General features: G+C 72.2%; 19 protein-coding genes. 11 read left to right on the top strand and 8 right to left on the bottom strand.

What is annotated here, in order from left to right:
• Window positions 1-31 precede the first annotated feature (31 nt).
• The 8 genes from IFR11_RS05280 to IFR11_RS05245 are packed head-to-tail and all read left to right on the top strand — an operon-like array spanning window position 32 to window position 8,210.
• A complete protein-coding gene (locus tag IFR11_RS05280; protein WP_191915463.1) occupies window positions 32-1,534 on the top strand; it encodes a sugar ABC transporter ATP-binding protein in 1,503 nt (500 codons plus the stop codon).
• Complete coding sequence (locus tag IFR11_RS05275) at window positions 1,531-2,532, top strand: ABC transporter permease subunit (protein WP_191915462.1); 1,002 nt, start codon at window positions 1,531-1,533, stop codon at window positions 2,530-2,532. The genes IFR11_RS05280 and IFR11_RS05275 overlap by 4 nt, the downstream gene beginning before the upstream one ends.
• Complete coding sequence (locus tag IFR11_RS05270; protein ID WP_191915461.1) at window positions 2,529-3,638, top strand: ABC transporter permease; 1,110 nt, start codon at window positions 2,529-2,531, stop codon at window positions 3,636-3,638. Before IFR11_RS05275 ends, IFR11_RS05270 begins: the two co-directional genes overlap by 4 nt.
• Window positions 3,635-5,290 carry an FGGY family carbohydrate kinase gene (locus tag IFR11_RS16730; protein ID WP_191915460.1) on the top strand — a complete coding sequence of 552 codons (1,656 nt, stop codon included), beginning with the start codon at window positions 3,635-3,637 and terminating at the stop codon, window positions 5,288-5,290. The genes IFR11_RS05270 and IFR11_RS16730 overlap by 4 nt, the downstream gene beginning before the upstream one ends.
• On the top strand, window positions 5,287-6,252 hold the full coding sequence (locus tag IFR11_RS05260; RefSeq protein WP_191915459.1) for an NAD(P)-dependent oxidoreductase: 966 nt from the start codon (window positions 5,287-5,289) through the stop codon (window positions 6,250-6,252). The genes IFR11_RS16730 and IFR11_RS05260 overlap by 4 nt, the downstream gene beginning before the upstream one ends.
• Window positions 6,252-6,956 carry an acireductone synthase gene (gene mtnC / locus IFR11_RS05255; RefSeq protein WP_191915458.1) on the top strand — a complete coding sequence of 235 codons (705 nt, stop codon included), beginning with the start codon at window positions 6,252-6,254 and terminating at the stop codon, window positions 6,954-6,956. The genes IFR11_RS05260 and mtnC overlap by 1 nt, the downstream gene beginning before the upstream one ends.
• Window positions 6,953-7,585, top strand: a complete 633-nt coding sequence (gene mtnB / locus IFR11_RS05250) for a methylthioribulose 1-phosphate dehydratase (protein ID WP_191915457.1) — start codon at window positions 6,953-6,955, stop codon at window positions 7,583-7,585. Before mtnC ends, mtnB begins: the two co-directional genes overlap by 4 nt.
• 43 nt (window positions 7,586-7,628) lie before the next feature.
• The gene (locus tag IFR11_RS05245; RefSeq protein ID WP_055832840.1) at window positions 7,629-8,210 is read left to right on the top strand and encodes a 1,2-dihydroxy-3-keto-5-methylthiopentene dioxygenase; all 582 of its coding nucleotides are present in this window, start codon (window positions 7,629-7,631) and stop codon (window positions 8,208-8,210) included.
• Window positions 8,211-8,394: 184 nt separating this feature from the next.
• On the opposite strand, the gene arfA is transcribed toward IFR11_RS05245, so the two are convergent.
• The 6 genes from arfA to IFR11_RS05215 form a co-directional block, all read right to left on the bottom strand.
• Window positions 8,395-9,909: an arabinosylfuranosidase ArfA gene (arfA, locus tag IFR11_RS05240; RefSeq protein ID WP_055832839.1), complete on the bottom strand. Its 1,515-nt coding sequence runs from the start codon at window positions 9,907-9,909 to the stop codon at window positions 8,395-8,397.
• A complete protein-coding gene (locus IFR11_RS05235) occupies window positions 9,906-11,162 on the bottom strand; it encodes a family 1 glycosylhydrolase (protein ID WP_191915456.1) in 1,257 nt (418 codons plus the stop codon). The genes arfA and IFR11_RS05235 overlap by 4 nt, the downstream gene beginning before the upstream one ends.
• A gap of 11 nt (window positions 11,163-11,173) precedes the next feature.
• The gene (locus tag IFR11_RS05230; RefSeq protein WP_191915455.1) at window positions 11,174-12,067 is read right to left on the bottom strand and encodes a carbohydrate ABC transporter permease; all 894 of its coding nucleotides are present in this window, start codon (window positions 12,065-12,067) and stop codon (window positions 11,174-11,176) included.
• Window positions 12,064-13,026 (bottom strand): carbohydrate ABC transporter permease, encoded by a 963-nt coding sequence (locus IFR11_RS05225; protein ID WP_191915454.1) that lies wholly within the window; start codon window positions 13,024-13,026, stop codon window positions 12,064-12,066. The genes IFR11_RS05230 and IFR11_RS05225 overlap by 4 nt, the downstream gene beginning before the upstream one ends.
• Before the next feature lie 70 nt (window positions 13,027-13,096).
• Window positions 13,097-14,356 (bottom strand): ABC transporter substrate-binding protein, encoded by a 1,260-nt coding sequence (locus IFR11_RS05220; protein WP_244630592.1) that lies wholly within the window; start codon window positions 14,354-14,356, stop codon window positions 13,097-13,099.
• Window positions 14,357-14,492: 136 nt separating this feature from the next.
• Window positions 14,493-15,503 carry a LacI family DNA-binding transcriptional regulator gene (locus IFR11_RS05215; protein WP_055832835.1) on the bottom strand — a complete coding sequence of 337 codons (1,011 nt, stop codon included), beginning with the start codon at window positions 15,501-15,503 and terminating at the stop codon, window positions 14,493-14,495.
• Between the two features lie 195 nt (window positions 15,504-15,698).
• Between IFR11_RS05215 and IFR11_RS05210 the strand changes: the two genes are divergently transcribed.
• Window positions 15,699-17,795, top strand: a complete 2,097-nt coding sequence (locus IFR11_RS05210) for an RICIN domain-containing protein (RefSeq protein ID WP_191915453.1) — start codon at window positions 15,699-15,701, stop codon at window positions 17,793-17,795.
• Window positions 17,796-17,949: 154 nt separating this feature from the next.
• Here IFR11_RS05210 and IFR11_RS05205 read toward each other — a convergent pair whose 3' ends face one another.
• Window positions 17,950-21,771: an aldehyde dehydrogenase family protein gene (locus tag IFR11_RS05205; RefSeq protein WP_191915452.1), complete on the bottom strand. Its 3,822-nt coding sequence runs from the start codon at window positions 21,769-21,771 to the stop codon at window positions 17,950-17,952.
• Between the two features lie 189 nt (window positions 21,772-21,960).
• On the opposite strand from IFR11_RS05205, the gene IFR11_RS05200 reads away from it, so the two are divergent.
• Window positions 21,961-22,938, top strand: a complete 978-nt coding sequence (locus tag IFR11_RS05200; RefSeq protein ID WP_191915451.1) for an acetylxylan esterase — start codon at window positions 21,961-21,963, stop codon at window positions 22,936-22,938.
• Window positions 22,939-22,972: 34 nt separating this feature from the next.
• On the opposite strand, the gene IFR11_RS05195 is transcribed toward IFR11_RS05200, so the two are convergent.
• Window positions 22,973-23,533: an acyl-CoA thioesterase gene (locus IFR11_RS05195; protein WP_055940718.1), complete on the bottom strand. Its 561-nt coding sequence runs from the start codon at window positions 23,531-23,533 to the stop codon at window positions 22,973-22,975.
• A 141-nt stretch (window positions 23,534-23,674) separates the two neighbouring features.
• Here IFR11_RS05195 and IFR11_RS05190 point away from each other — a divergent pair, with 141 nt between their 5' ends.
• Complete coding sequence (locus tag IFR11_RS05190; protein WP_191915450.1) at window positions 23,675-24,181, top strand: GNAT family N-acetyltransferase; 507 nt, start codon at window positions 23,675-23,677, stop codon at window positions 24,179-24,181.

The raw sequence follows: 24,181 nt of genomic DNA, 5'->3' as shown, positions 1-24,181 counted from the left end.
CTCCTCCCCCCTCGTGACGCCGGTGCTCCGCATGACCGGCGTCACGAAGGCGTTCGCGGGCGTCCCGGCTCTCCGGGGCGCCTCGATCGACGTGCGCCCGGGCGAGGTGCACGGCCTCGTCGGCGAGAACGGCGCGGGCAAGTCCACGCTCATCAAGATCCTCGCGGGGCTGTACGAGCGCGACGGCGGCACCGTCGTCATCGACGGCACCGAGACCGAGCGGCTCACCCCCTCCGATGCGCACGCCGCCGGCATCCGGTTCGTGCACCAGGAGCTGCAGCTCGTGCCCGACATGACGGTGGCCGAGAACGTGTGGCTCGGCAACGAGCGGAGCGCGGGCGGGGTGCTCCGCGGCCGCGCGATGCGGGCGCGGGTGACCGAGGTGCTGCACGACGTGCTCGGCATCGACCTCGCTCCCACCCGGCTCGTGCGCGACCTCGGCCCCGCCGAACGCAAGCTCGTGCAGGTGGCCCGCGCCCTCGTCGATGACAACGCGCGCATCATCGTCTTCGACGAGCCGACCGCCCCTCTCGCGAGCGCCGAGGCCGAGCAGCTGCTCGGCATCATCGGACGCCTGCGCGAACGCGGCATCTCGAGCCTGTACATCTCGCACTACCTCGGCGAGGTCACGCGCATCTGCGACCGCGTGACCGTGCTGCGCGGCGGCCTCGACGTGGGCCGCCTCGAGGCGGTCGGCCCCGACAGCGGCCGCGAGATGATCCGCCTCATGATCGGGCGCGAGATCGACGACCTCTACCCCGCCCGCCGTCCGCCGGTGACCGCGCCGGCCGTGCTGCGCGCCCGCGGCCTCGGCGTCGGCACCGTGGTGCACGGCGTAGACCTCGACGCGCGCCCGGGCGAGATCGTCGGGGTGACGGGGCTTCTCGGCTCCGGCGCCTCGGAGCTCGGCGAGGCGCTCGTGGGCCTTCACCGCCACACCGGCGAGCTGCGCCTCGGCGAGCGCCGCTTCCGCCCGTCGAGCCCGGCCGCCGCCCTCGAGGCCGGCGTCGTGCTCGTGCCCCGCGACCGCCGTCACGACGGTGTCGTGCTCGACTTCTCGGTGCAGCAGAACCTCACGCTCTCCACGCTCTCGACCGATGCCCGCGCGGGGCTCCTCGACGCCCCCGCCGCCCGCGCGCGCGCCGACGAGCTGTCGGAGCGCCTCGACATCCGCCCCCGCGACACGACCGCCCAGACGCGGCTGCTCAGCGGCGGCAACCAGCAGAAGGTCGTGCTGGGCCGCAGCCTCGCCGCCGGCGCGCGCGTCATCGTGCTCGACGAGCCCACCGTCGGCGTCGACATCGGCGCCAAGCAGGAGATCTACCGCCTGTTGGCCGAGCTCGCGGCATCCGGGACCGCGGTGGTGGTCGTCTCGACCGACCCCGCCGAGGTGCTCGGACTCGCCGACCGCATCGTGGTGCTCGAGCGCGGACGCGTCGCCTACGAGGTGTCGACCGACGGTCTCACCCTCGAACACCTCAGCGCCCTCGTCACCGGCAGCGGTGACGCACGATCGGAAGGGGATGCCGCGTGAGCGCCCTCGCCGTCGAGCGCCCCGCGCTCGCTCCCCGCATCCGCAGCCTGCTGGCCCGGCGCGGTCCCCTGCTCGTCGTCCTCGCGATGACCGTGTACCTCGCCGTGACGGCGAAGGGCTTCCTCGGCCTCGCCAACGTCACCGCGAGCCTCACCCAGGCGGCCCCGGTCGCGCTGGTCGCGATGGGGCTCGCGATCGTCGTCATCGGCGGCGGCGACGACGTCGTGGTGGGCGGCATCGACCTGTCGATCCCGGCCACCGCGGCGCTGGCCACCGCGATCGTCAGCGATCAGCTGACCTCGTACGGCACGCCGTTCGCGGTCGCCTTCGCCCTCGGCATCCTGGTCACGACCCTGTTCGGCGTGCTGAACGCGATCCTCGTCGGCTGGGTGGGACTGTCGTCGATCCTGGCGACGCTGGCCGTGTACGTCGCGGTCGTGGGCATCACGCGCGTGGTCAGCGGCAACCGCCGCATCGACGTCACCGACCCGCTCGTCGTCGCCGTGCGCGATACGCGGATAGCCGGCATCCCCCTCGCCGCCGTGCTCATGCTGATCGTGGCCGCGGTGCTCGTGTTCGTGTTGGCCCGCACGCCCTACGGCCTGCGCCTGCAGGCGGTCGGCGGCAACCGGGATGCCGCGACCTTCGCCGGCATCCCCGCTCAGCGCTACATCATGTCGACGTTCGTCATCGCGGGCGTCGTGGCGGGGCTCAGCTCGCTGCTGCTCGTCGCGCGCGGCTCGGGCAGCAGCCCGGGGATCGACGAGCGCCTCATGGTCGACATGGTGCTGGCGACCTTCCTCGGCGCCGCCTTCACCCGCCGCGGCACGGTCACCGTGTTCGGCTCGGTGCTGGGTGCCCTGTTCGTGGCGCTGCTGTCGAACGGCCTGATCCTCTCGCGGGTCGCCAACGCGTGGGTCGACGGGTTCAAGGGCGTGCTGATCCTGCTCGTCGTGGCCGCGGCCGCGGCGCGCAAGAACGAGGAGGCCCGCGCATGAGCACGACCGCCCCCCGCGCCCGGTGGTCGGGCGTCGCCGGCTCGGCCGCCGCAACCGTCACCCGCTACGGCTTCGTCGCCGCGTTCGCGGTGCTCATCGTGTTCTTCTCGTTCGCCAGCGACGTGTTCCTGCGCCCGAGCAACCTGCTCAACGTGCTCGACGGCGTCGCGATCCTGCTGCTGGTCGCCCTGGCCCTCACCGTCGTGGTGTCGTCGGGCGGAATCGACCTCTCGGCCGCGGTCGCCGTGGACTTCGGCGCGTGGTTCGCGATCGTGTCGATGATGTCGTTCGGGATGCCGTGGCCCGTGGCCGTGCTGCTCGGACTCCTCGGCGGCGCGCTCATCGGCGCACTCAACGCCTTCCTCATCGTGGGGCTCGGGGTCACCCCCTTCCTCGCCACCCTCGGCACCTTCTTCATCGGCCGCAGCGCCCAGCAGATCGGCACCAACGGCGGGGCGAGCGTCAGCTTCCGCGCCGCCCCCGAGGGCTTCACCTTCCTCGGCTCGGGCGACGTGCTGGGCATCGGCATCCCGGTCATCATCGCCGCCGTCGCGGCGGTGGGCGTCGGCGTCCTGCTGCACCGCACCCCCGCGGGCGTGCGCATCCAGGCGATGGGCCTGCAGGACCGCGCGGCGGTCGTCGCGGGGCTGCGCACCCGCCGCATCCGCGTGCTCGTGTACGTCGGCGCGGGCGTGCTGTGCGCGGCGGGCGGCATCCTGCTGAGCGCGTCGCTGCGCCTGTACACCCCGCTCGCCGGGTTCAGCTACCTGCTCGACGCCATCGCCGCGGTGTTCATCGGCGCCTCGATGCACCCGCGGTCAAGGCCCAACGTCCCCGGCACCGTCGTGGGAGTACTGTTCCTCGGCGTGCTCGCGAACGGCCTCGACCTGCTCGGCCTCGACTTCAACGTCAAGGCCGCCGTGCAGGGCGTGGTGCTGCTCGTCGCCCTCGTGCTGGCGTACACCGTCGCGCAGCGCGCGCGGGCGGCGGCGGAGCGCCGGCCCGCCCCGGCGGCCCCCTCCGGCACCGTGGGCTCGGCCCCGGCCGGCGAGCGCACCACGATGCCGCCGTCGACCACCGACACCACCTCCGGCGGCACGGCGTGACCCCCGCCGTCCTCGGCATCGACGCCGGCACCACCGCGGTCAAGGCCGTGCTGTACTCGCTCGAGGGCGAGACGCTCGCCGCCGGCCACCGGGCCGTGAGCGTCGTGCGCACCCCCGACGGCGGAGCCGAGAGCGATATCGACGCGGTCTGGGACGCCGTCGTCGGCGCCGTCCGCCAGGCCCTGTCGCTCGCGCGGAGCGCCCAGCCCGACGTCGTCGCGATCGGCGTCACGGGCCAGGGCGACGGCGCCTGGCTGGTCGACGGCGAGGGACGCCCGGTGCGCCCCGCGGCCCTGTGGCTCGACGGACGAGGAGCCGACCGCGTCGCGGCCTGGCAGCGCGACGGGCGCGACGCCGCCGTCGTCGCCGCGACCGGCTCGGCCAGCTTCCCCGGCACTCTGCCCGTGCTGCTCGACGGTTTCGCCGAGACCGAGCCCGACACGCTCGCCCGCGCGGCCCACCACCTCAACTGCAAAGACGCGGTGCGCCACCGCCTCACCAACGAGGTCGCCACCGATCCCTCCGAGGCCTCGCGCACCTACCTCGACCCGGCGACTCTGGCGTACTCCGACGAGATGATCGACGCGCTCGGTCACCGCCGGTTCGCGCACCTCCTCGCCCCGGTGCGCGCCCCGCACGAGGTCGCCGGACCGCTCACCGACGCGGCCGCCGCCGAGCTCGGCCTCACCGCCGGGGTCCCGGTGGCCGTGGGACTCGTCGACTCCGCCGCGTGCCCGGTGGGCCTGGGCGCCCTCGCCGATCAAGACGGCTGGGTCGTGCTCGGCACCACCGCCACCGTGGCCGTCAACCGGGCCGATCGGGCCGCCGCCGACAGCGGGATCGGCATCCTTCTTCCCACCGGCCGCGGCACGCAGGTGATCGAGGCCCTGTCGTCGATGGTGGGCACCCCCAACCTCGACTGGGTGCGGGACTCGCTCGGGCTGTCCGATCGCGGATGGAGCGAGCTGGAGCGCCTCGCCCGCACCGCGACCGACGGCAGCGGCGGCGTCGTCTACCTGCCCTACGGATCGCCGAGCGGCGAGCGCGCCCCCTTCGTCGACTCCGCGGCCTCGGCCTCGTGGGTGGGCATGAGCGTCACGACCACCCCGGCGCAGTTGCTGCGCAGCGTCTTCGAGGGGCTCGCGTTCACCGTGGCCGAGAGCCTCGACCTGCTGGATGCCGGTGACCGGGTGCCCGTGTGCGGCGGCGGCGCGCGCAGCGACCTGCTCTGCCAGTTGCTCGCCGACGTGTCGGGACGCACCATCGTGCGCACCACCGACCCCGAGATCGGCGCGCGCGGAGCCGCGACCGTCGCCCTCGTGGCGGCCGGGCTCGCCGACGACCTGGCGGCCGCGGTGCGGGTGTTCCCCGCCGACACGGTCGAGTTCACCCCCCACCTCTCGCTCGCCCTCGGGGCTGCGCGCGACGTGTTCGCGCGCGTGCGCGCGGCGCTGCGGCCGGAGTGGCCCGCGCTGCGCGTGCTGGGTCGGCTGTCGCCCCCGGCGGAGACGGCCGCGTCCGATCCCGCGCGCGAGGGCACGCGCCCCGCCACCGACCCCGCCGAGACCGAGCGCACCGACGCCGCGGCCCCCGCCGCCCACCTCGACGCGTCCCGCCCCGAATCCCCCACCCCCGAGAGGACACGCGCGTGACCCGCACCGTCATCACGGCCCCCTTCGACCCGCGCACCGCCGCCGAGATCGCGGGCGACGTGCTCGTGGCATCCGAAGCCGAGACCGGCCAGTCGCTCGGCGCCCGCGCCGCCGCCGACCCCGCCTTCGCCGCCGCCCTGGCCGACGCCGACGTGGTGATCGCCGAGCTCGACCGCATCGACGACGCGGCCCTCGCGGCCGCCCCCCGCCTCGCGCTCGTCGTCGCGTGCCGCGCGAACCCCGCCAACGTCGATCTGGCCGCGTGCGCCGCGCGCGGGGTCGAGGTGCGCACGACGCCGGGCCGCAACGCCGACGTCACCGCCGACTTCACCCTCGCCCTCCTGCTCGCGACGGTGCGCCACGTGCCCGCAGCCTCGGCATGGCTCCGCGAGGGCCACTGGAGCGCCGACGACGTGTTCGAGCCCTACGCGCGCTTCCGCGGCATCGGGCTGTCGGGCCGTCGGCTCGGCGTCGTCGGCGGCGGAGCGGTCGGCCGCCGCGTCGTCCGGCGCGCCCAGGGCTTCGGCCTGCGCATCGCCGTGTACGACCCGTTCCTCACCCCCGGCGCCCTCGGCGACGACGTACAGCACGTCGAGCTCGACGACCTGCTCGCCGAGAGCGACATCGTCACCCTGCACGTCCCGCTGACCCCCGAGACGACCGGGCTGCTGGGGGCGCGCGAGTTGGCGCTCCTGCGCTCCGACGCCTACCTGATCAACGCCGGGCGCGCCGCCCTCGTCGATCGTGACGCGCTGCTCGCGGTGCTCCGCGACCGACGCATCGCCGGCGCCGGGTTCGACGTGTTCCACGACGAGCCCCTCGCGCCCGACGACGAGCTGCTCAGCCTGCCGAACGTCACCCTCACCCCGCACATCGCCGGGGCCTCCGACGACGTCGTCGTCGAGCACTCCCGCCTGGCGGCCGCGGCCGTGGCATCGTTCTTCTCCCGGAAAGAGACCTGATGACCGTCACCCCCACCGCCGACGTCGTCGTGCTCGACATCGAGGGCACGACCTCGGCCGCCGGCTTCATCCTCGGCGACCTCTACGACTACGCCCGCCCGCGCCTCGACGAGGTGCTCGGCCGCGACGACGACACCGTCCGCGCCGCCCGCGCCGACGCGATCGTCGAGACGGGCCTGGATGCCGATGCCTCCGACGCCGAGATCGCCGAGGCGCTGCGCGGACTCATGGCGAAAGACGTCAAGTCGACGCCGCTGAAGACGCTCCAGGGCATCATCTGGGCCGAGGGCTTCGCCGCGGGCGAGATCCACTCGCAGTTCTTCGACGACGTGCCACAGCGATTGCGCGCCTGGCACGCGGACGGCATCCGTCTCGCCGTGTACTCCTCGGGCTCGATCGCCTCGCAGGTGCCCTGGTTCCGCCACGCCCCACAGGGCGACCTCACCCCCCTCGTCGAGGACTTCTTCGACACCGTGAAGGCCGGCCCGAAGAAGGAGCGCGCGTCGTTCGACGCCATCGCCGCAGCGCTCGACGTCTCGCCCGAGCGCGCCCTGTTCCTCACCGACCACCCCGACGAGGTGACCGCCGCCCTCGCCGCGGGCTGGCAGGTCGTCGCCCTCGACCGCGCGGGCGAGCCGTGGGCCGGCGCCGACTTCGCCGCGCCCGCCGTGGCCTCCTTCGACGAGATCGAGGTCACCCGATGAGTCTTCCCGCCGCCGACCGCGTGCAGGCCGCCGGGGCCGCCCTCGCCGCCGAAGCCTCGCGCTTCTCGGGCTACGGCTGGATGCGCGGGACCTCGGGCAACCTCTCGATCGTCGTCGACCGCGACCCGCTCGTGCTCGCCGTCACCGCCTCGGGCCTCGACAAGTCGCTGCTCACCGACGCCGACGTCGTGCTCATCGACGCCGCCGGTCACGCCATCGACGCCGACGACCCCCGACCCCCGTCGGCCGAGTCGGGCCTGCACGCGCACATCGCCGCCCGCACGGGCGCGAACGCCGTGTTCCACGTGCACGCGTTCGACGCCGTCGTCGCCGGGCATCGGTGGCCGAGCGGCGTCGAGATCCGCGACATGGAGATGCTCAAGGGCATCGGCCACCTCGCCGACGACGAGACGGTCACCGTCCCCGTCATCCGCAACCACCAGGACATGACCGTCGAGGCCGGCTGGTTCGACGAGGTCTACCGACCCGCCACGGCCTCGGTGCCCGAGGTCCCCGCCCTGATCGTCGCGAACCACGGCATGTACGCCTGGGGTGCCGATGTGGCTGCGGCCCGTCGCCACCTCGAGATCACCGAGTGGCTCTTGCGCTTCGCCGTCGCGACGCGCTGAGCTTCGGCATCCCTCTTCCCCACCCCCAACGAAAGGAGCGGCCATGACCCTGCTGACCGTCTGGAAAGCGACCGACCCGAGCACGCCCGTGCTCGAGACCACCGAAGAGAGCGAGATCCGCGAGGCCCTCGCCGAACTCGGCGCCCGTTTCTCGCGCTGGGAGGTCAAGGACGTCGCCACCGGCGCCTCGCAGGACGAGGTGCTCGCGCTGTACGCCGACGAGATCGGCGAGGTGAAGGAGCGCGAGGGCTACACCCTGGTCGACGTCGTCGCCCTCGACCCCGCGCAGGACGACTACGACGAGGTCAAGACGCCGTTCCGCGAGAAGTTCCTGTCGGAGCACGCGCACGACGACGACGAGGACCGCTACTTCGCCAAGGGTGCCGGTGTGTTCTACCTGCACGCGAACGAGAAGGTGCACGCGGTGTACTGCGAGGCGGGCGACCTCATCTCGGTGCCGGCGAACACCACGCACTGGTTCGACATGGGCACCTCGCCCCACTACGTGAGCGTGCGCTTCTTCCACGACGACGACGGCTGGGTCGGCCACTTCACCGGCAGCCCGATCGCCGAGTCGTTCGCGTCGTTCGACCAGCTGGCGGAACGTCGCGCGCAGCTCGCCTGAGCTTCCGCTCGGGCCAGCCGGCCCCGGCCGGTCGCACCTCGCAGAAACGCCCGATCCCCGCAGTCTTCCCCACGGATTCTGCGGGGAACGGGCGTTTCTGCGTGCCCGGGTCGCCGTGACGACCCGGGCACGGCGACCGAGGAGATCGCGCTGTCGCGACGAGCCCCTCGCGCTCGTCAGGCGATCATGCCCGCGCGAGCGAGAGCGCAGCCCACGCGATGGGCGGCAGGCTCACGTGCAGGATGCCGCCGTCCAGCCGAGCCGCGACGGTTCCCGGCTGCACGCGCTCGGGCTCGTCGAGCGTGTTGCGCGCGTACGGGTCGTCGTCGTGGAGCAGGTGTGTCTCGACGATCTCGACGTCGCCCAGCCCGCTGACGTCGATCGCGAGGTCGACGGCCTCTTCGCGACCGCGGTGCACCACGAAGATCGCGGTGGCACCGGTCTCGGCGTCGTGGGTGGCGACCGCGTCCACCGCCGGGACCGCGCCGAACTTCTCGGTCCGGATGAGCGGTGCCTCGACCTGCAGGCGTACCGCGTCGCCCTGCGCGAGCCGCGAGGTGATCGCGAAGGGGAAGAACGTCGTCTGGCGCCAGGACGGTCCGCCGGGCTCGGTCATGATCGGGGCGATCACATTGACGAGCTGGGCCAGAGACGCCGATGCCACGCGGTCGGCGTGCTTGAGCAGCGAGATCATGAGGCTGCCGAAGACCACGGCATCCAGAGCCGAGTACACGTCCTCGAGCAGGCGCGGGGCGACCGGCCAGTTGTCGACGCCGGTGATCTGGTCGACGTCGTGGAAGCGGGTCTGGTACCAGATGTTCCACTCGTCGAACGAGATCTCGATTCTCTTCGCGCTGCCGCGCACGGCGCCGACGTGGTCGGCGGTCGCGACGACGGCCTCGATGAAGCGGTCGGTGTCGACGGACGAGGCGAGGAACGAGTCGATGTCGCCGTCGTGCTCCTGGTAGTACGCGTGGCACGAGATCATGTCGACGTCGTCGTACGTGTGCTCCAGCACGACGCGCTCCCACTCGCCGAACGTCGGCATCGACGCTCCCGACGATCCGCACACCACGAGTTCGATCGAGGGGTCCAGCTGGCGCATGCCCTTCGCGGTCTGAGACGCGATCTTGCCGTAGTCCTCGGCCGAACGGTGGCCGAGCTGCCAGGGCCCGTCCATCTCGTTGCCGAGGCACCACACGCGCACGGCGAACGGCTCAGCCCGACCGTTGTCGATGCGCTGCTGAGACAGGGTCGTGCCCCCGGGGACGTTGCTGTACTCGAGCAGGTCGAGGGCCTCGAGCGTGCCCCGGGTGCCGAGGTTGACGGCCAGCATGAGGTCGCTGCCGGCCTTGTCGAGCCAGTCCGCGAACTCGTGCAGGCCGATCTCGTTCGTCTCGGTCGAGTGCCACGCGAGGTCGAGGCGGCGCGGGCGCTGTGCGCGCGGTCCGACGCTGTCCTCCCACCGGAAGCCCGAGACGAAGTTGCCGCCGGGGTAACGGATCGTCGAGACCCCGAGCTCGCGCACGAGCTCCAGCACATCGCGACGGAAGCCCTGCTCGTCGGCCTCGGGGTGGCCGGGTTCGTAGATGCCGTCGTAGACGTGGCGGCCGAGGTGCTCGACGAAACCGCCGAACAGACGGCGACGGACGGCCCCGATCGGGAAACGGGGGTCGAGAGTCAGGCGGGCGGTGGTCATCGTGCTCCTCGGGATGCGTACTCGGCGAATCGGTCGGCGACGGGGTTGCGGCGGCGCGCGAGCCCGGTCTCGGTCTCCACGAGGTCGTGGAGCCCCATGGTCAGAAGATGGGCGGACCGCGGCTCATCGCTGTGCCGGTAGGTCCACTCGTACATGTCGAACAGCGGCCACCACGTGTAGCCGACGACGTCGACCCCGTCGGCGCGAAGCCCCTGGACGGTGGCGACGGAATCGGCCAGCCACCGCAGGCGGGTGGCGACGTCGTCGGTCACGCACGTCTCGGCGAGCATCACCGGCGCGCCGTAGCGGGCGGCGTAGGTGCGCAGCATCTCGGTGAGCCCCTCGACCCCGTCGTCGCGCGTGGGACGGGGGTCGGCGAAGCCGCCGGAGTGATGGATGCCGCTCTCGAACAGTTCCGTCGAGTGCCGGGGGTAGTAGTTGACGCCCATCACATCGGGCTGCACGGCGTTCTCGGCGAACCACGCGAGCGTCTCGTCGGAGGTGCCGTGCGCGCGCAGCAGAGGGAGGAGCGGATGGTCCGCCCCGACCGCACCGGTCACGAGATCCTCGACGAGGAAAGCCTGGTGGCGGTATCGCTCGGCCGTCTCGCGGTGTTCGGGAGCATCGATGTCACCGGCGTACCGCATCGACGCGTCGACGTGCACGAAGGTGGCGCGATCGCCGAGCACCTCGGCCACCGCCCGCTGGGTCTCGACGAAGCCGCGGGCGATCGCGGTCGAGATCTCGACGAGTCCGGCGAGGCCCCGACGGTACGGGGGCCAGTAGGCGTACTCGCCGCTGAACAGGGAGTGCAGCATCGGCTCGTTGACGGGGGTGTAGTCGGTGGCGAGGTCGCGATAACGCTCCGCGGCGCGCGCGGCGTACTCGGCGACGAACGAGGCGTAGTCGGGGTGGGCGAACTCGCCCTCGATCCACGTCGGCGTGCCGTAGTGCAGCAGATCGACGATCGGCCGGATGCCGCGAGCGGCGAAGCCGTCGAGCACCCGGTCGGTCCACGACCAGTCCCACGTCCCGCGCTCGGGCGACACGACGTGCCACGGGATCCCCCAGCGCAAGAACTCGGCATTCACCGACACCGCCAGGTCGAGGTCGTCACTCCAGCGCTCGTAATGCTCGGTGAGGGCGTACTCGTCGATCGCGCGCTCGCCCGGGCGTTCTTGCGGCACGAAGGTGTTCTCGATGCCGGCACCGAAGTGCAGCCGGCCGTCGCGATACCAGGGGGTCGTCGACATGGGGGTCTCTCTCATTTCAGTCCCGACGTTCCGACGCTCTCGACGAACCGCCGCTGGATCAGCAGGAACAGGATGGCCAGCGGCAGCACCGCGATCAGCGAGCCCGCCATCATCACGCCCTGCGGGATGATCCCGCCCGGCCCGGTCAGCAGCGTCAAGCCGGAGGTCACCGTGCCCATCTCGGAGTCGGTCGTGAAGACGAGCGGCCAGAGCAGGTCGTTCCAGTTGTTGACGAACGTGAAGATGCCGAGCGTCAGCAGCGCCGGCACCGCGTTGGGCAGAACGATGCTGCGGAAGATGCGCAATTCGCTCGCCCCGTCGATACGCGCAGCGTTGTCGAGGTCGCGGGGCAGCGACAGGAAGAACTGCCGCAGGAAGAAGATGCCGAACGCGTCCGCGGCGCGCGGGGCGATAAGCCCGGCGTAGGAGTTGACCCATCCCAGGTCAGAGACGAGTTGGTAGATCGGGACCAGGGTCGCCTGGAACGGGATCATGAGGCTCGCGATGATCGCGATCAGCAGGATCTTGTTGCCCCGGAAGTCCAGGCGGGCCAGCGCGTAGGCGGCGAGGGAGTCGAACACCAGCGCGAATAGGGTGACCCCGCCCGCGAAGACGAAGCTGTTGGCGATGAGGCGGGCGAAGGGCAGCTCGGTGAAGATCCGCGCGAAGTTGTCGAGCGTCCACTGACCCGGCAGCAGGGTCGGCGGATACGCATTGACCTCGGCCACGGGCTTGAAGGCCGTGAACACGATGATGAGGATCGGCAGCATCAGAACGAGGGTCGAGGCGGCGACCACGACGAGCAGGGTCGCCGACACGAGGCGGCGGCGACGGGCCTGCGGCGAGTTCCGACGGACGGGGACCGCGGATGCCGGGGCGGCGGGAGCGGGAGCGAGGGCGGTCATGCGGCATCCTGCTCTCGTCGTGAGAAGAAGAGGAACTGGGTCAGGCTCAGCACGAGGGTGATGAGCAGCAGGACGTACGACAGGGCGGACGCGAAGCCGAGCTCGAGCTTGCGGAAGCCGGACTGGTAGATCTCCATGACGATCGTCTGCGTGGTGCCGTAGGGGCCACCGCCGGTCATGACGTAGATCTGGTCGAATGCCTGCAGGGCCGCGATGAGCGCGACGATCACGACGAAGCCCATGGTGTTGCCGAGCATCGGGAACGTGATGCTGCGGAAGCGCTGCCATGCGCTCGCGCCGTCTACGCGGGCCGCCTCGTACAGGCTCGTCGGGATGTCCTGGAGCCCGGCGAGGAAGATGACCATGTAGAAGCCGAAGCTCTTCCACACCGCGACGAGCACGACGGCCGGCATGGCGAGGTTGGGGTCCTGCAGGACGTTTCCGAGCTGGATGCCGAGACCCCGCAGCCAGTAGTTGAGCAGACCGACCTGCGGGTCGAGCAGGTACGACCACGCGAAGGCGGCGACCGCGAGAGACACGATGAACGGCGTGAACAGGGCGGTGCGGAACAGGCCGCGCAGCGGCAGCAGCGGGTTGTTCAGCAGCAGCGCGAAGCCGAGGGCGAGCGCGATCGCGATCGGGGTGAACAGCACGGCATACAGAGCCGTGTTCCCCATCGCGCGCACGATGTCGGGGTCGGTGAAGACCCGCGCGTAGTTCTCGAGGCCGACGAACTTCTCGCGGCCGAAGCCGCTGGCATCCGTGAATGACAGACGCAGGGCCGAGACCATCGGCCAGGCCACGAAGACCGTCAGGATGACGATGGCCGGGGCGAGGAAGGCGACCACCGTGAGGCGGTGGCGGGGGCTGTGCCGGAGGGGTCCGCGGCCGCCGAGCGGAGCCGGTGGGCGGTAGGCCCCGCGCCGACGGGGCGGCGCGCTCGGGGCGTGAGTGGTCATGGTCGTCCTGTTCGAGAAGCGGGGGCGAGGACACGGGAGGGGCGACGCGGGCGCCCCTCCCGTGCGTTGGTCACTCGATGGCCTGCTGGATCTTGGTCTGGGCCGTCGAGAGCAGCTCGGTGACGTCGCCACCCGCGATGGCCTTCTGGGTGAGCTCGTCGACGTCCGAGATGACGTCGGTGCTGTTGACCACGCCGGGCAGCAGCGCTCGACCCGTCGGGGCGATCTCGCTGAGGGCGGCGACGACCGGGTTGGACGCGACGTCGCTGAGCGGGATGTCGGTGCGCAGCGGAGGCCAGCCCGAGGCGAGCGACCACTGCGTCGCCACGTCCTTCTGGAAGAAGTAGGTGAAGAACGCTTCGGCACCCGCACGCTGCGCGTCGTCGGCCGACTCGGTGACGCCCATCGCGACACCGATCGCCGAGGCCGCCTGCTCGGCGGGACCGGCGGGGAGAGCGGCGATGCCGTAGTCGATGTTGTTGTCCTTGGCGATGGATGCCATCCACGGTCCACCGACGTGCATGGCGGCCTTGCCCGAGCTGAACAGCTGGTCGGCCGCGATGCCGTCGAGACCCGTGGGCGAGATCTTGTCCTTCGTGATCGCGTCGGTCCAGAACTGGATGGTCTCCGCATTCTCGGGCGAGTCGATGACGGCCTTGTCGCCGTCGACGATCTGACCACCGCCGCTGAGGAGCAGGCTCGGCCACAGGCCGTTGGCCACCGTGGCGTGATCGGGGATCGCGACGCCGTACTGCTCGGGCGTGCCGTCGGCGTTCTCGTCCACGGTGAGCTTCTTGGCATCCGCCACCCATTCGTCCCACGTCGTGGGGGCCTCGGTGATGCCGGCGGAGGCGAACAGGGTCTTGTTGTAGAACATGGCCAGCGGCACGAACCCGGTGGGGACGCCGTAGGGCGTCCCGCCGACCGTGATCATGTCGACGGCCTGGGGAACGAGGTCGGCGGTGATGCCGGCGGACGACGCGTAGAAGTCGCTCAGGTCGGCGAAGGCGCCGCGATCGGCGTAGACGGGCATGCGCTCCGCCGGCATGGCGACGATCTGGGGGCCCTCTTCGGAACTGAGCGCGGGCAGCAGGGTGTCGTCGATGACCGCCCAGGTCTTGGTCTCGGTGGTGATCTTGTACTTCTGCTGCGAGGCGTTGAAGTCGGCGACGATCTGGTCGAGGACCTTGCCGTCGGCTTCGGTGTAGCCGTGCCAGAACGTGATCTCTGCGGGGCCGTCGGCCGCGGGGCTCGACGAGCCGGAACAACCCGCGAGGAGCAGGGCCGCGGCCCCCACCGTCGCGAGGACGGGCAAGCTGCGCTTCATCATCTTCGATGCCTTTCGTGTGACTGCGTCGTCTTCTCGGCTCGGGCGCCGAGTCTGGTGCAAAGCAATTTACAACGATGGAGGTAAACGTTGTAAATGGATGATCACCCCACCGTCGTGGGATGTCAAGGGCGGGATCTCAGCCCGCCGTGGATTCGCGCTCGACGAGGCGGAAGTCCGCGAGCACCTCGCGCGGTTCGGCGACCGCGTCACCCGTGATGCGCTGGACCAGCAGGTCGACCGCCACGCGCGCGATCTCGGAGCGGCCAGGATCGATCGTCGTCAGCGCCGGCAGTGAATAGCGGGTCTCGTCGAGGTCGTCGAAGCCGACGAGGGCGACCTCCTCGGGGATGCGGATACCCCGTTCGAGCATCACGCGCATCGCCCCGAGCGCGATCGAGTCGTTGAAAGCGACGACGCCATCGAAATCGAGGCCCGTATCGAGCACCGCGCGCATCGCATCGGCACCGTCGACGCGATGCCAACGGTCGACGGGCACCACCAGGACGGGATCGACCTCGAGTCCCGCGTCGGCGAGAGCAGCCTCGTAGCCGCGCAGGCGGAGCCCCGCGGACCCGACGATCTCTCCCGGGTGCGAGCCGAGAGCCAGCACGCGCCGACGCCCCGCGGCAAGCAGGTGCGCCGTGGCCGCGCGAGCCGCCTCGGTGTTGCGCATCGTCACGTGGTCGTGGGCGGAGTGGAAGATCCGCTCCCCCAGCAGCACCATGGGCATGCCGACCTCGTCGAGCAGGGGCGCGTCGTCCTCCCCGAGGGAGAGCACCGAATACAGCACGCCGTCGAGACCCCGGCGACGCGCCCCACGCAGGGCCGCGAGCTCACTGTCGCGATCCGCGTCGAACTGCTCGATGAGCACCGAGAACCCGTGCGCGCGCGCCGCGCGCATGACATCGTCAGCGAGTTCGGCGAAGTACGGGTTGCGCAGATCCGGCACGATCAGGCCGATCATGTCGGTGCGCCCCGATCGCAGGGTGCGGGCGGCCTGGTTGGGTCGATACTGAAGCTCGTCGATCGCCGCTTCGACCCGCTCTCGAGTCGCGTCGCGCACGTGCGGATAGTTGTTGATCACGTTCGAGACCGTCTTGATCGACACCCCGGCCGCGCGGGCCACGTCGTGCAGCGTCGCCGTCATGGCATCCCCCTCGTTCTGGTCGAGACTCTACAACGTTGCACAGGAAGCCTTGACGGCGAAGCTCGCGGCCGTTTACGGTCGTGCCGTCTCTACAACGTTGTAGTAGCGCGGTCGAGACTCCATTCGCACCGAGCGGGTCGCTGCGCCGACGCGGGCGCGCACCGGCAGCCGCCTCCACCCAGAGGAGCACAGAACATGCCACACCCTTCTTCCCTCGCGCGACGACGATCGCGCCTTCTCGCCGCGGCACTGACCGCCGCGGTCCTGGCCGTCGGCGGGATCGCCGCCTCGGCCCCCGCCTCAGCGGTGACGACCGGCAACGGCTCGGTGGTCTATTCGCCCCCGGCGGGGTCGTCGTTCAACCCCGAGGGCGGCACTCCCGCCGGCACGACGTACGCGAAGATCGTCGTCCTGAAGAACAACGGGTCGAACAACGGCACGCAGCTCGTCACCTTCGACAAGCTCGTCCTCCAGAACGGGCGACAGGTCTATCCCATCTATCGCAGCGCTGACGACGGGTCGTCGTGGACGAAGATCGCCGACGTCGACCCCAGCAGCACCTTCCCCGGATACACGCGCACAGCGCAGCCGTTCCTCTACGAGCTCCCGCAGGCTTCGGGCTCGCTCCCCGCGGGCACGCTCCTGCTGACCGGAATGATCATGCCCGAGGACCGCTCGAGCAGCCGGCTCGTCGTCTACAAGAGCGCGGATCGAGGCGCCACCTGGTCGTTCCTCAGCACCATCGACTCCGGCGGCCCCGCGGTGTACGACCCCAGCCCCTCCTCCACGACGACCACCGTCTGGGAGCCCTCCTTCGCGGTCGACGGCGGGGGCGGTCTCGTGGCGTACTACTCCGACGAGCGGCAGAAGGCATCCGGCGTCCTCCAGGCCGTGTCGTACCGCCGCTCCACCGACGGCGGGCAGACGTGGGGCGCGCTGTCGAACGTTTCGGCACCGCCGAACCAGAGCGACCGCCCGGGAATGATCACGGTCGCCAAGCTCCCCGACGGGCGCTACATCGCCACCTTCGAGGTCGTGAATCGCCCGAGCCAGTCGCAGAACACCGCGCCGGTCTACTTCAAGACGTCCACCGACGGGCTGAACTGGGGCGACACGACCAGCATCGGCACCCCCATCCGTCTCGCCGACGGGCGCGGGATCGGCTCCTCGCCGTACGTGAAGTGGGTGCCGGGCGGGGGCCCGAAGGGCATGGTCATCGTGGCATCCAAGTGGTCGCTGACCTCGTCGGGGGCCATCGACGGCGGCCAGAACCTCTACGTCAACTACAACCTGGGCGCCGGCGCCTGGGAGCGCCTCCCGATGCCCGTGACGTACGACGCGAGCGACACGCAGGGCGGGAACTTCAGCGGCTTCGCGCAGGGTCTCGACGTCGGCACCGACGGGCGCACGCTCTACCAGGCGACCAACGTCGAGAACACCGCCACCGGACTCAACGACATCCGCGTCGGATCGATCCCGGTGGATGCCCAGCAGTACGAGGCGGAGAAGGCGACGATCACGGACGCCACGGTGGTCGCGCACGTGCAGGCGTCGAACGGTCTCAAGGTTGGCAACATCAACAACGCCGGGAGCTCGGTGCAGTTCACCGTCCGCGCCCCGGCCGCGGGTCAGTACACGCTGAACATCCGGTACGACAACGGCAGCGGCAGCACGTCCACCCACGGTGTCAGCGTCAACGGCGGGACCAGTTCGGCGATCTCCTACCCGGCGACCGTCGACTGGGGCCGCTACGCCTGGGCGCAGAAGACGGTCACCCTGACCTCGGGCGTCAACACCATCCGGTTCACCAAGGGCACGGGCTTCGCCGAGATCGACACGCTGCACGTGTGGCGCTCGAGCACACTCGACCCGCAATTCCAGGTCGTCAACCGCAACAGCGGGAAGCTCCTCGAGGTCGGATCGGCCTCCCTCGCCGACGGCGCTGCTGTGGGGCAGTGGGGCCCGACGGAGAACGCGACACAGAGGTGGACGCTTCGCCCCACCGGAGCGATGACGCAGCTGGTGAACCTCAACAGCGGCAAGCTGCTCGAGATCCCGGGAGCCGCGACCGCTGACGGCGTCGACGCCGCGCAGTGGGGTCCCACGGGCAACACGACGCAGAACTGGAACGCCGCGACGAGCGGCGGCTGGTGGACCTTCACCAACGCGAACAGCGGCAAGCTGCTCGAGATCGACGGCTGCTCGACCGCCGATGGCGCCGCCGCGCAGCAGTGGACCGCCAACGGTCTCACGTGCCAGCAGTGGCGGCTCGTGCGCGAGGGCATCCAGTAGGACCCGAGCCCGCCCGGCGTGCGACGGCGCGCGCCGGGCGGGCTCCCCGCGCCGCCGAGGCCGCACCGGATCGCCGAAGCCGCATGCCATGGCCCCGATCGGCTGCGTCCTCTACGAACGAGTGCAGTCTCGGCGCTCGGTTGCGCCGTCGGCGTCAGATGACCTCGGCGCTCCACGCGTCGCGCCGACCGAAGCGGAACGCGCCGATCGACACCGACTGCTCGCGCAGGAACGGCAGCAGCTCCAGGCGCCCGGCCGTGGTCACCTCGTCGGCGTAGACCGTCAGCGACACGTCGCCCGCGACCGTCTCGGCGGCGGCCGCCCGCAGCGTCGACACGGTCGCCGCCGGGCCGACGAGTCGCACACGGGCGAGCCGCGGGGCGGCGATCAGGTCGGTGGCCTCGGTCTCGGCGGCCTCCGGGGTGCCCCCCGCCAACCGCTGCAACCACTCCGCGTCGCTCTCGACCGAGACGGCGACGTTGCTCTCGCTGAGCAGGTGGCGCACCGCCGCGGGAAGGCCGACGGGCGAGCTGAGGGTGAACGTCGACCCCGAGCGCACCGCCGCGACGAGCACGCGCAGCACCGCCTGCCACGTGGCGTCGGCGGTGGCGCGGATGGCGACGTCGGCCGGGCGGTACCGCCAGAGGTTGCGCTCCACGCCGAGGCGCGAGACGTCCTTCACGCGGCCGAACTCGCGGTCCCACGCCACGGCGTCCGACAGCGCGCCGCGCCGCAGCCAATCGAAGGCCTCGTACGACAGCGTGGGTTGCGCCGCCTCGATGAGCCCGGTGATGCGACTGTCCAGCCCGCGCAGGTGCAGGGTCGACGATGCGGCCCCGCCCGACGACGGCCGCCACGACCCCAGCGTCACGAGGCGGTGCGGTCCGCCCGCCATCGCGCCGGTGCCGACCGCCGCGTCACCCCAGCCGCCGAGGGGCTCGCGCTGCACGACGGCGCCCGAGGTCGGACGGTTCACGCGCAGCACGGCCGCCTCGGCCGTATCGAGCCAGAGTTCGAGGTCGGCCGCGTCGCGGGTGTGGAGCCCGGCGATGAAGCCCGAGCCGATCGCGTTCTGCATCTCGATCGCGCGGGTGACGGTCGGCGCGTGCAGGATGCCGAGCACCGGGGCCGCGATCGCGGCACGGGTGAGGTGCGACCCGGCGGTGACACCGGTGCGCACGCCCGGCGTCCAGAAGCGTCCGGCCGTCTCGGGTCCGAGGTCGAGTTCGCGCGGCTGCACCAGCCACCGTTCGCCGTCGCCGAGCACAGTCAGCGCACGGCGCACCTCGCCCGTGGGCTCTTCGACGAGTGGGCCGACGTCGGACAACGGATCGACCGCCGGCCCGACGCGCAGCGACGAGACGGCATCCTTCAGCTGGTCGGTGAAGCGCGACGAACGGGCCACGGCGCCCACGAGGATCACCAGCGAGGCGGCGGTGGCCGCTTGGCCCGCGCGCGCGAAGGCGCTGCCGACGATGTCGGCGACGGCCTCGTCGAGATCGGCCGACGGCGCGACGATCACGGCATTGCGTCCGGCGGTGAACGCCTGCACCGGCAGGGCCGGACGCCACGCGGCGAAGCGCTCGGCGGTCGAGCGGGCACCGGCCAGCAGCACGCGGTCGACACCGGGATGCACGATCAGCGCGCGCCCCGAGGCGTCTTCGTTGAGGTCGACGAACGCCAGCAGGTCGCGCGGAACACCGGCCGCCCACAGGGCCTCGGCCACGACGGCGCCGCTGCGACGCGCCCGCGGCGACGGGGTGAGCAGCACCCCCGAACCGGCGGCCAGCGCGGCGAGCGTCTCGGCGGCGCAGAGCCCCACCGGCGCGTTCCACCGCGGGGCGACGACGGTGACCCGATCGGGGAGGAACACCGCTCCCGGCACCCGGTCGAGTTCCTTCACCGTCGAGGCGTAGTACCCGGCCGCGTCGACCGCCTGGCTCACCTCGACATCGGCCTCGGCGACGAGCGCCCCGCCCTCCGACGCCAGCACCTCGATGAGCTCGGCGCGGCGTTCCTCGAGCGCGCGCGCCGCCGACAGCAGCACGGCGGAGCGATCGACCGCCGCGAGCGCTCCCCAGGGCTCGGCGGCCGTGCGCACGCCCTCGATCACGGCGTCGAGGCCGGGTTCGTCGTCGATGCGTCCCGCCGCGGCGGTGGCGTCTCCGGCGGTCGACCCGTCGGCGCGACCGAGGGCGGCGAGCGCCCAGGCGCGGTCGTCGGGCACGGTGGGGTCGGTGTCGGCGACGTTGCGGAAACCGGGCGCTCCGCCCGCGAGCTCGGCGCTCTCGCGCGCCGAGAAGACCGCGGTGTCGACGAACGCCTGCCCGCCGAAGAGCATCTGCTGCACGTCGGGGCCGAGGGCGGAGGTGTCACCGGATGCCGCGGCCTCCCGCGCGATGCCGAGCACCGCCTGGGTGAGTCCGGGCTCGGCGGCGTCGTCGTCGGCCCGCTCGCGCAGGATCGCGGGGTCGGCTGCGAGGTCGCGGTGCGGGGCGCGCCCGGCGGGCGCAGGAGCGTCGGCGGCGGCGAGGGCGCGACGCGCACGGGCAGCCACCGCCGCGGTCTCGGGCGCGACCGCGTCGGGCCGCAACACCTCGTCGAGGGGGGCGGTGTCGGCTCCGTCCCCGGGGTCCCGCTCGGCGGACGCGTCCGGCGCGTCGGCATCGCCCGCGTCGTCGGGGTCTTCGGCGCGCTCCGCTCCCGCGGCCGGGCGCGGGGCGGCGGGCGCCGTCACTGGCAGCGCGGGAGCGCTCGCCACGACACGCGCGTACGCCGACGCCAGGCGGGCAGCGACCGCGTCGAGGTCATCGGGGTGCACGGCTGCGGCCGCGACGATGTGCGCGGCGTCGGGGAACCACGACGTCGAGGCGGGCAGCACCAGGGTCGGCGCGGCCCCCGCGCTCGCTGCGACGGCGAGCACCAGCGCCGCGCGTTCAGGATCCGCGGTCGCGAACTCGACCGTGAGACCCTCGCGGCCGCGCGCACTCACCGCGTCGCGGAGCGCCCGCACGGCGAGGGCATCGACGTCGTCGCGTCCGGCCGCCGCCGGGGCGCTCCACCCGTGTCGGGCCGCGGTCACGGCATCCGGGGTCTGCGAGGGCGCATCGCTCAGCCGAACCGTGAGGCGGGCACCGCCGTCGGCGACGCGCACGCGCGCCCACGCCGCCAGCTCGCGCACCGCGTCGAGGCTCTCGACGACGGCGACCGGCAGCGCGATCCCCGCCGTGAGATCCCGCAGGCGGGGCTCTTCGAGCACGCGGGTCAGTACGGCGACGGTGAGGTCGAGATCGTCTCGACCGTCGACGACGAGCGTCAGGTGGGTGCCGGTCGACGCGGCATCCAGGTACAGCGGCAGAAGCCGCTCGGCGGCGTGATCGACGTCGGCGTCGAACGCCCAGGGCGAGAGCCCCGCCACCGCGTCGGCCACCGCGAGCGAGAGGCGGTCTACGTCGTCGCGGGCGGCCAGGGCACGGATGCCGTCGAGTCGGCGCCGCGCCGAGGCCTCGCCGAGCACGGCGGGGCCGACGAGCCGCACGTCGACCGCGGCGTCGGGGGTACGGAGGGCGCCGATGCCGGCACCGAGGCGTTCGGGGCGGGCATCGAGCGCGAGGCCCGCGAGCAGATCGCGCAGCGCGCGGCGGGCGAGGGGAACGGCGGGCGTGGGCAGCACGGGCGCCACCGCCCCGCCCAGCTGGATCGCTCCCCGCACGAACCAGGGCAGGGTCGCGGGCACGTCTTCGGCGAGGCGGTGCAGCGCCGCGGCCGCGGCCGTCGTGCTCTCGGGGCGCAGCACGCCGTCGGCCACCGCGGCGGTGAACTCCGCGGCCTCGGCGTCGAGCGGCATCTCGCCACGGCGGGTCGGCGCGGCGGGGGCGGGGTGGCGCGGCACGAAGGTCGCCGCGCGCGCGGCTGCCCGGGCGGGAACGTCGGAGGAGAGCGCAAAACCGGTGGCGCGCGGGTCTTTCGTGCTCATGCGGCCAGCCTAGGGATCGCGCGCGTGGCATCCCGACGGCCCGCCGCGCAACCCGCGGATCGGCGCGGAGCGCGGGTCGCGGCGCGACGGTCGCGGCGCACGGTTCGTTACGCGGCCGGTCGCGACTCGGGTCGAGGCGCCGCCGGTTCGCTACTGTCGGGTCACCCCTTCACCGACGAAAGACCACGCATGGCTCAGACCTTCACCGACCTGCCGCTCGAGCTGCTGCGCGAGTACCGCCCGGCGCTCACCGCACCCGCCGACCTCGACGCGTTCTGGGGCGAGACGCTCGCCGCGGCCCGCGAGGCCGCCGGCCCCACGGTCCTGACCCCGGTCGACGGCCCCGTGCGCGCACTGAGCGTGCACGACCTGACGTTCACCGGCTTCGGCGGCGACGAGATCCGCGGCTGGGTCGTGCGTCCACACGGCGACGAGGTGCTGCCCGCCGTCATCGAGTACATCGGCTACGGCGGAGGCCGCGGCCTCCCCGGTGAGCGCACGAACTGGGCCGCCGCCGGGTACGTCCACGTCATCATGGACACCCGCGGCCAGGGATCGGCCTGGAGCGTGGGCGAGACCCCCGATCCCCACGGCTCGGCCGCCGCGTTCCCGGGCGTGATGACCCGCGGCATCCGCGATCCCCGCGACTACTACTACCGCCGCCTCTGCACCGACGCCGTGCGTCTCGTCGACGAGGTCGGGCGGATGCCGGGAGTCGACGCCTCACGCATCGCGGTGACCGGAGCGAGCCAGGGCGGCGGACTCTCGATCGCCGCCGCGGCCCTCGCCGGCGACGCCGTGGCCGCGGTGCTTCCCGACGTGCCGTTCCTGTGCGACTTCCCGAACGCGATCGTGCGCACGCCGTCGGCGCCCTTCACCGAGATCACGAGGTTCCTCGCGGTGCACCGAGACGACGCCGCCCGCGTGCTCGAGACGCTGTCGTACGTCGATGGCGCCATCCTCGCCCGGCGCATCACGGCGCCGGCGTTCTTCTCGGTCGCGTTGATGGACGACGTCGTGCTGCCCTCGGGCGTGTTCGCGGCGTTTCACGCCCTCGCGTCCGAGGACGCGGCGATCGAGGTGTACCCGTACAACGGGCACGAGGGCGGCGGACACCGGCACTGGATGCGGCAGGTCGCCTGGCTGGACGGGCGCTTCGCGCGCTGAGCCGGGCCGGTCGCGCGGGGAACCAGCCCCGACGTCACTCCCAGACGCTGGGCGCCGGACGCTTCGTCGACGGCAGCGATGAACCGTCGGCCCACTCGTGCACCCACTCCTCGATGTCGGGCAGCCCCTCGGGCCGGCCGACCGCGGCGAAGAGCTCGTCGTGCGGCACCGTTCCGCCGGTGCGTCGCAGGATGCGGGCGCGGATGATCGCGCGCGCGTAGATCTCGCCCTTCACGAGCGCGCGGTGCTCGAGGTAGACCGCGCGGTCGTCGTGGCCGATCAGACGCGTCTCGAGGTCGAAGCGCTGCCAGAGCTCGAGCGAGCGGCGGAACGTGATCGTCTCGGCCGCCACCACGGCGTACCAGCCCTGCGCGGTCATCGCCGAGACGAGGCCCGCGCGGGTCAGCAGGTCCCACCGTCCGAGGTCGAACAGCGACAGGTACCGACCGTTGTTCAGGTGCCGCAGCAGGTCGATGTCGGTGGGCAGCACGCGGATGCGCAGCCGCGTCACCGTGTTCGGATCGAGGGGTCCCTCACGCCGCAGGCGACGGCGGGCACGGACGAGCACGAGAAGGGTGCGCCAGAGGACGTTCACGAGGGGCGAGCGTAGCGATTCGACGACGAACCGGCGATTGCTTTGTCGATTCACCACAGCACGCGCGGCGTGCCCCTCCGGCATCCACGGCGCGTCCTCGCCCGATTTCCCGCGCGCCGAGCCCGCGCGTAGAGTCGCGCCATGACTGCGGAATCCCGAACCGACATCGTCGTCCGTCCGGTGCGAGACGTGGATGCCGAGGCCCTGGGCCGCGTGCACGCCACCTGCTGGCACGAGACCTACGATCACCTGATCAGCACCGCCGCCCTCGAAGCGGTCTCCCCCCGCCGCATGGCCGAGCTCTGGACCCACTGGGCTTCGCAGGGCGACGACTACCGCATGCACGCCGCCCTCGTCGACGGCGAGATCGTCGGCTTCGTCGGCTCGGGTCCCGCCCGCGACGACGACGCCCCGCGCGAGCGCGAGCTGTACTTCATCTACCTGCTCGACGCCTTCCACGGCACCGGGATCGGCCAGCAGCTCTTCGACGCCGCCATCGACGACGGCGAAGGCGTGTACCTGTGGGTCGCCGACGACAACCCGCGCGCGCACCGGTTCTACACCCGCAACGGGTTCTCGCTCGACGGCGCTTCGCAGGTGCAGCCGTTCCTCGGTGAGGAGCTCACCGAGGTGCGCTTCGTCCGCTGA

The sequence above is a fragment of the Microbacterium sp. CFBP 8801 genome (assembly GCF_014839455.1).
Classification (GTDB): Bacteria; Actinomycetota; Actinomycetes; order Actinomycetales; family Microbacteriaceae; genus Microbacterium.
This window is presented reverse-complemented; position numbering and strand designations above follow the sequence as displayed.

What these genes read in the sequence shown, in the direction of transcription:
- IFR11_RS05280 (WP_191915463.1), top strand. Translation starts at nt 32, where the DNA reads ATGACCGGCGTCACGAAGGCGTTCGCGGGCGTCCCGGCTCTCCGGGGC.
- IFR11_RS05270 (WP_191915461.1), top strand. Translation starts at nt 2,529, where the DNA reads ATGAGCACGACCGCCCCCCGCGCCCGGTGGTCGGGCGTCGCCGGCTCG.
- mtnC (WP_191915458.1), top strand. Translation starts at nt 6,252, where the DNA reads ATGACCGTCACCCCCACCGCCGACGTCGTCGTGCTCGACATCGAGGGC.
- mtnB (WP_191915457.1), top strand. Translation starts at nt 6,953, where the DNA reads ATGAGTCTTCCCGCCGCCGACCGCGTGCAGGCCGCCGGGGCCGCCCTC.
- IFR11_RS05245 (WP_055832840.1), top strand. Translation starts at nt 7,629, where the DNA reads ATGACCCTGCTGACCGTCTGGAAAGCGACCGACCCGAGCACGCCCGTG.
- arfA (WP_055832839.1), bottom strand. Translation starts at nt 9,909, where the DNA reads ATGACCACCGCCCGCCTGACTCTCGACCCCCGTTTCCCGATCGGGGCC.
- IFR11_RS05235 (WP_191915456.1), bottom strand. Translation starts at nt 11,162, where the DNA reads ATGTCGACGACCCCCTGGTATCGCGACGGCCGGCTGCACTTCGGTGCC.
- IFR11_RS05230 (WP_191915455.1), bottom strand. Translation starts at nt 12,067, where the DNA reads ATGACCGCCCTCGCTCCCGCTCCCGCCGCCCCGGCATCCGCGGTCCCC.
- IFR11_RS05225 (WP_191915454.1), bottom strand. Translation starts at nt 13,026, where the DNA reads ATGACCACTCACGCCCCGAGCGCGCCGCCCCGTCGGCGCGGGGCCTAC.
- IFR11_RS05220 (WP_244630592.1), bottom strand. Translation starts at nt 14,356, where the DNA reads ATGATGAAGCGCAGCTTGCCCGTCCTCGCGACGGTGGGGGCCGCGGCC.
- IFR11_RS05215 (WP_055832835.1), bottom strand. Translation starts at nt 15,503, where the DNA reads ATGACGGCGACGCTGCACGACGTGGCCCGCGCGGCCGGGGTGTCGATC.
- IFR11_RS05210 (WP_191915453.1), top strand. Translation starts at nt 15,699, where the DNA reads ATGCCACACCCTTCTTCCCTCGCGCGACGACGATCGCGCCTTCTCGCC.
- IFR11_RS05205 (WP_191915452.1), bottom strand. Translation starts at nt 21,771, where the DNA reads ATGAGCACGAAAGACCCGCGCGCCACCGGTTTTGCGCTCTCCTCCGAC.
- IFR11_RS05200 (WP_191915451.1), top strand. Translation starts at nt 21,961, where the DNA reads ATGGCTCAGACCTTCACCGACCTGCCGCTCGAGCTGCTGCGCGAGTAC.
- IFR11_RS05190 (WP_191915450.1), top strand. Translation starts at nt 23,675, where the DNA reads ATGACTGCGGAATCCCGAACCGACATCGTCGTCCGTCCGGTGCGAGAC.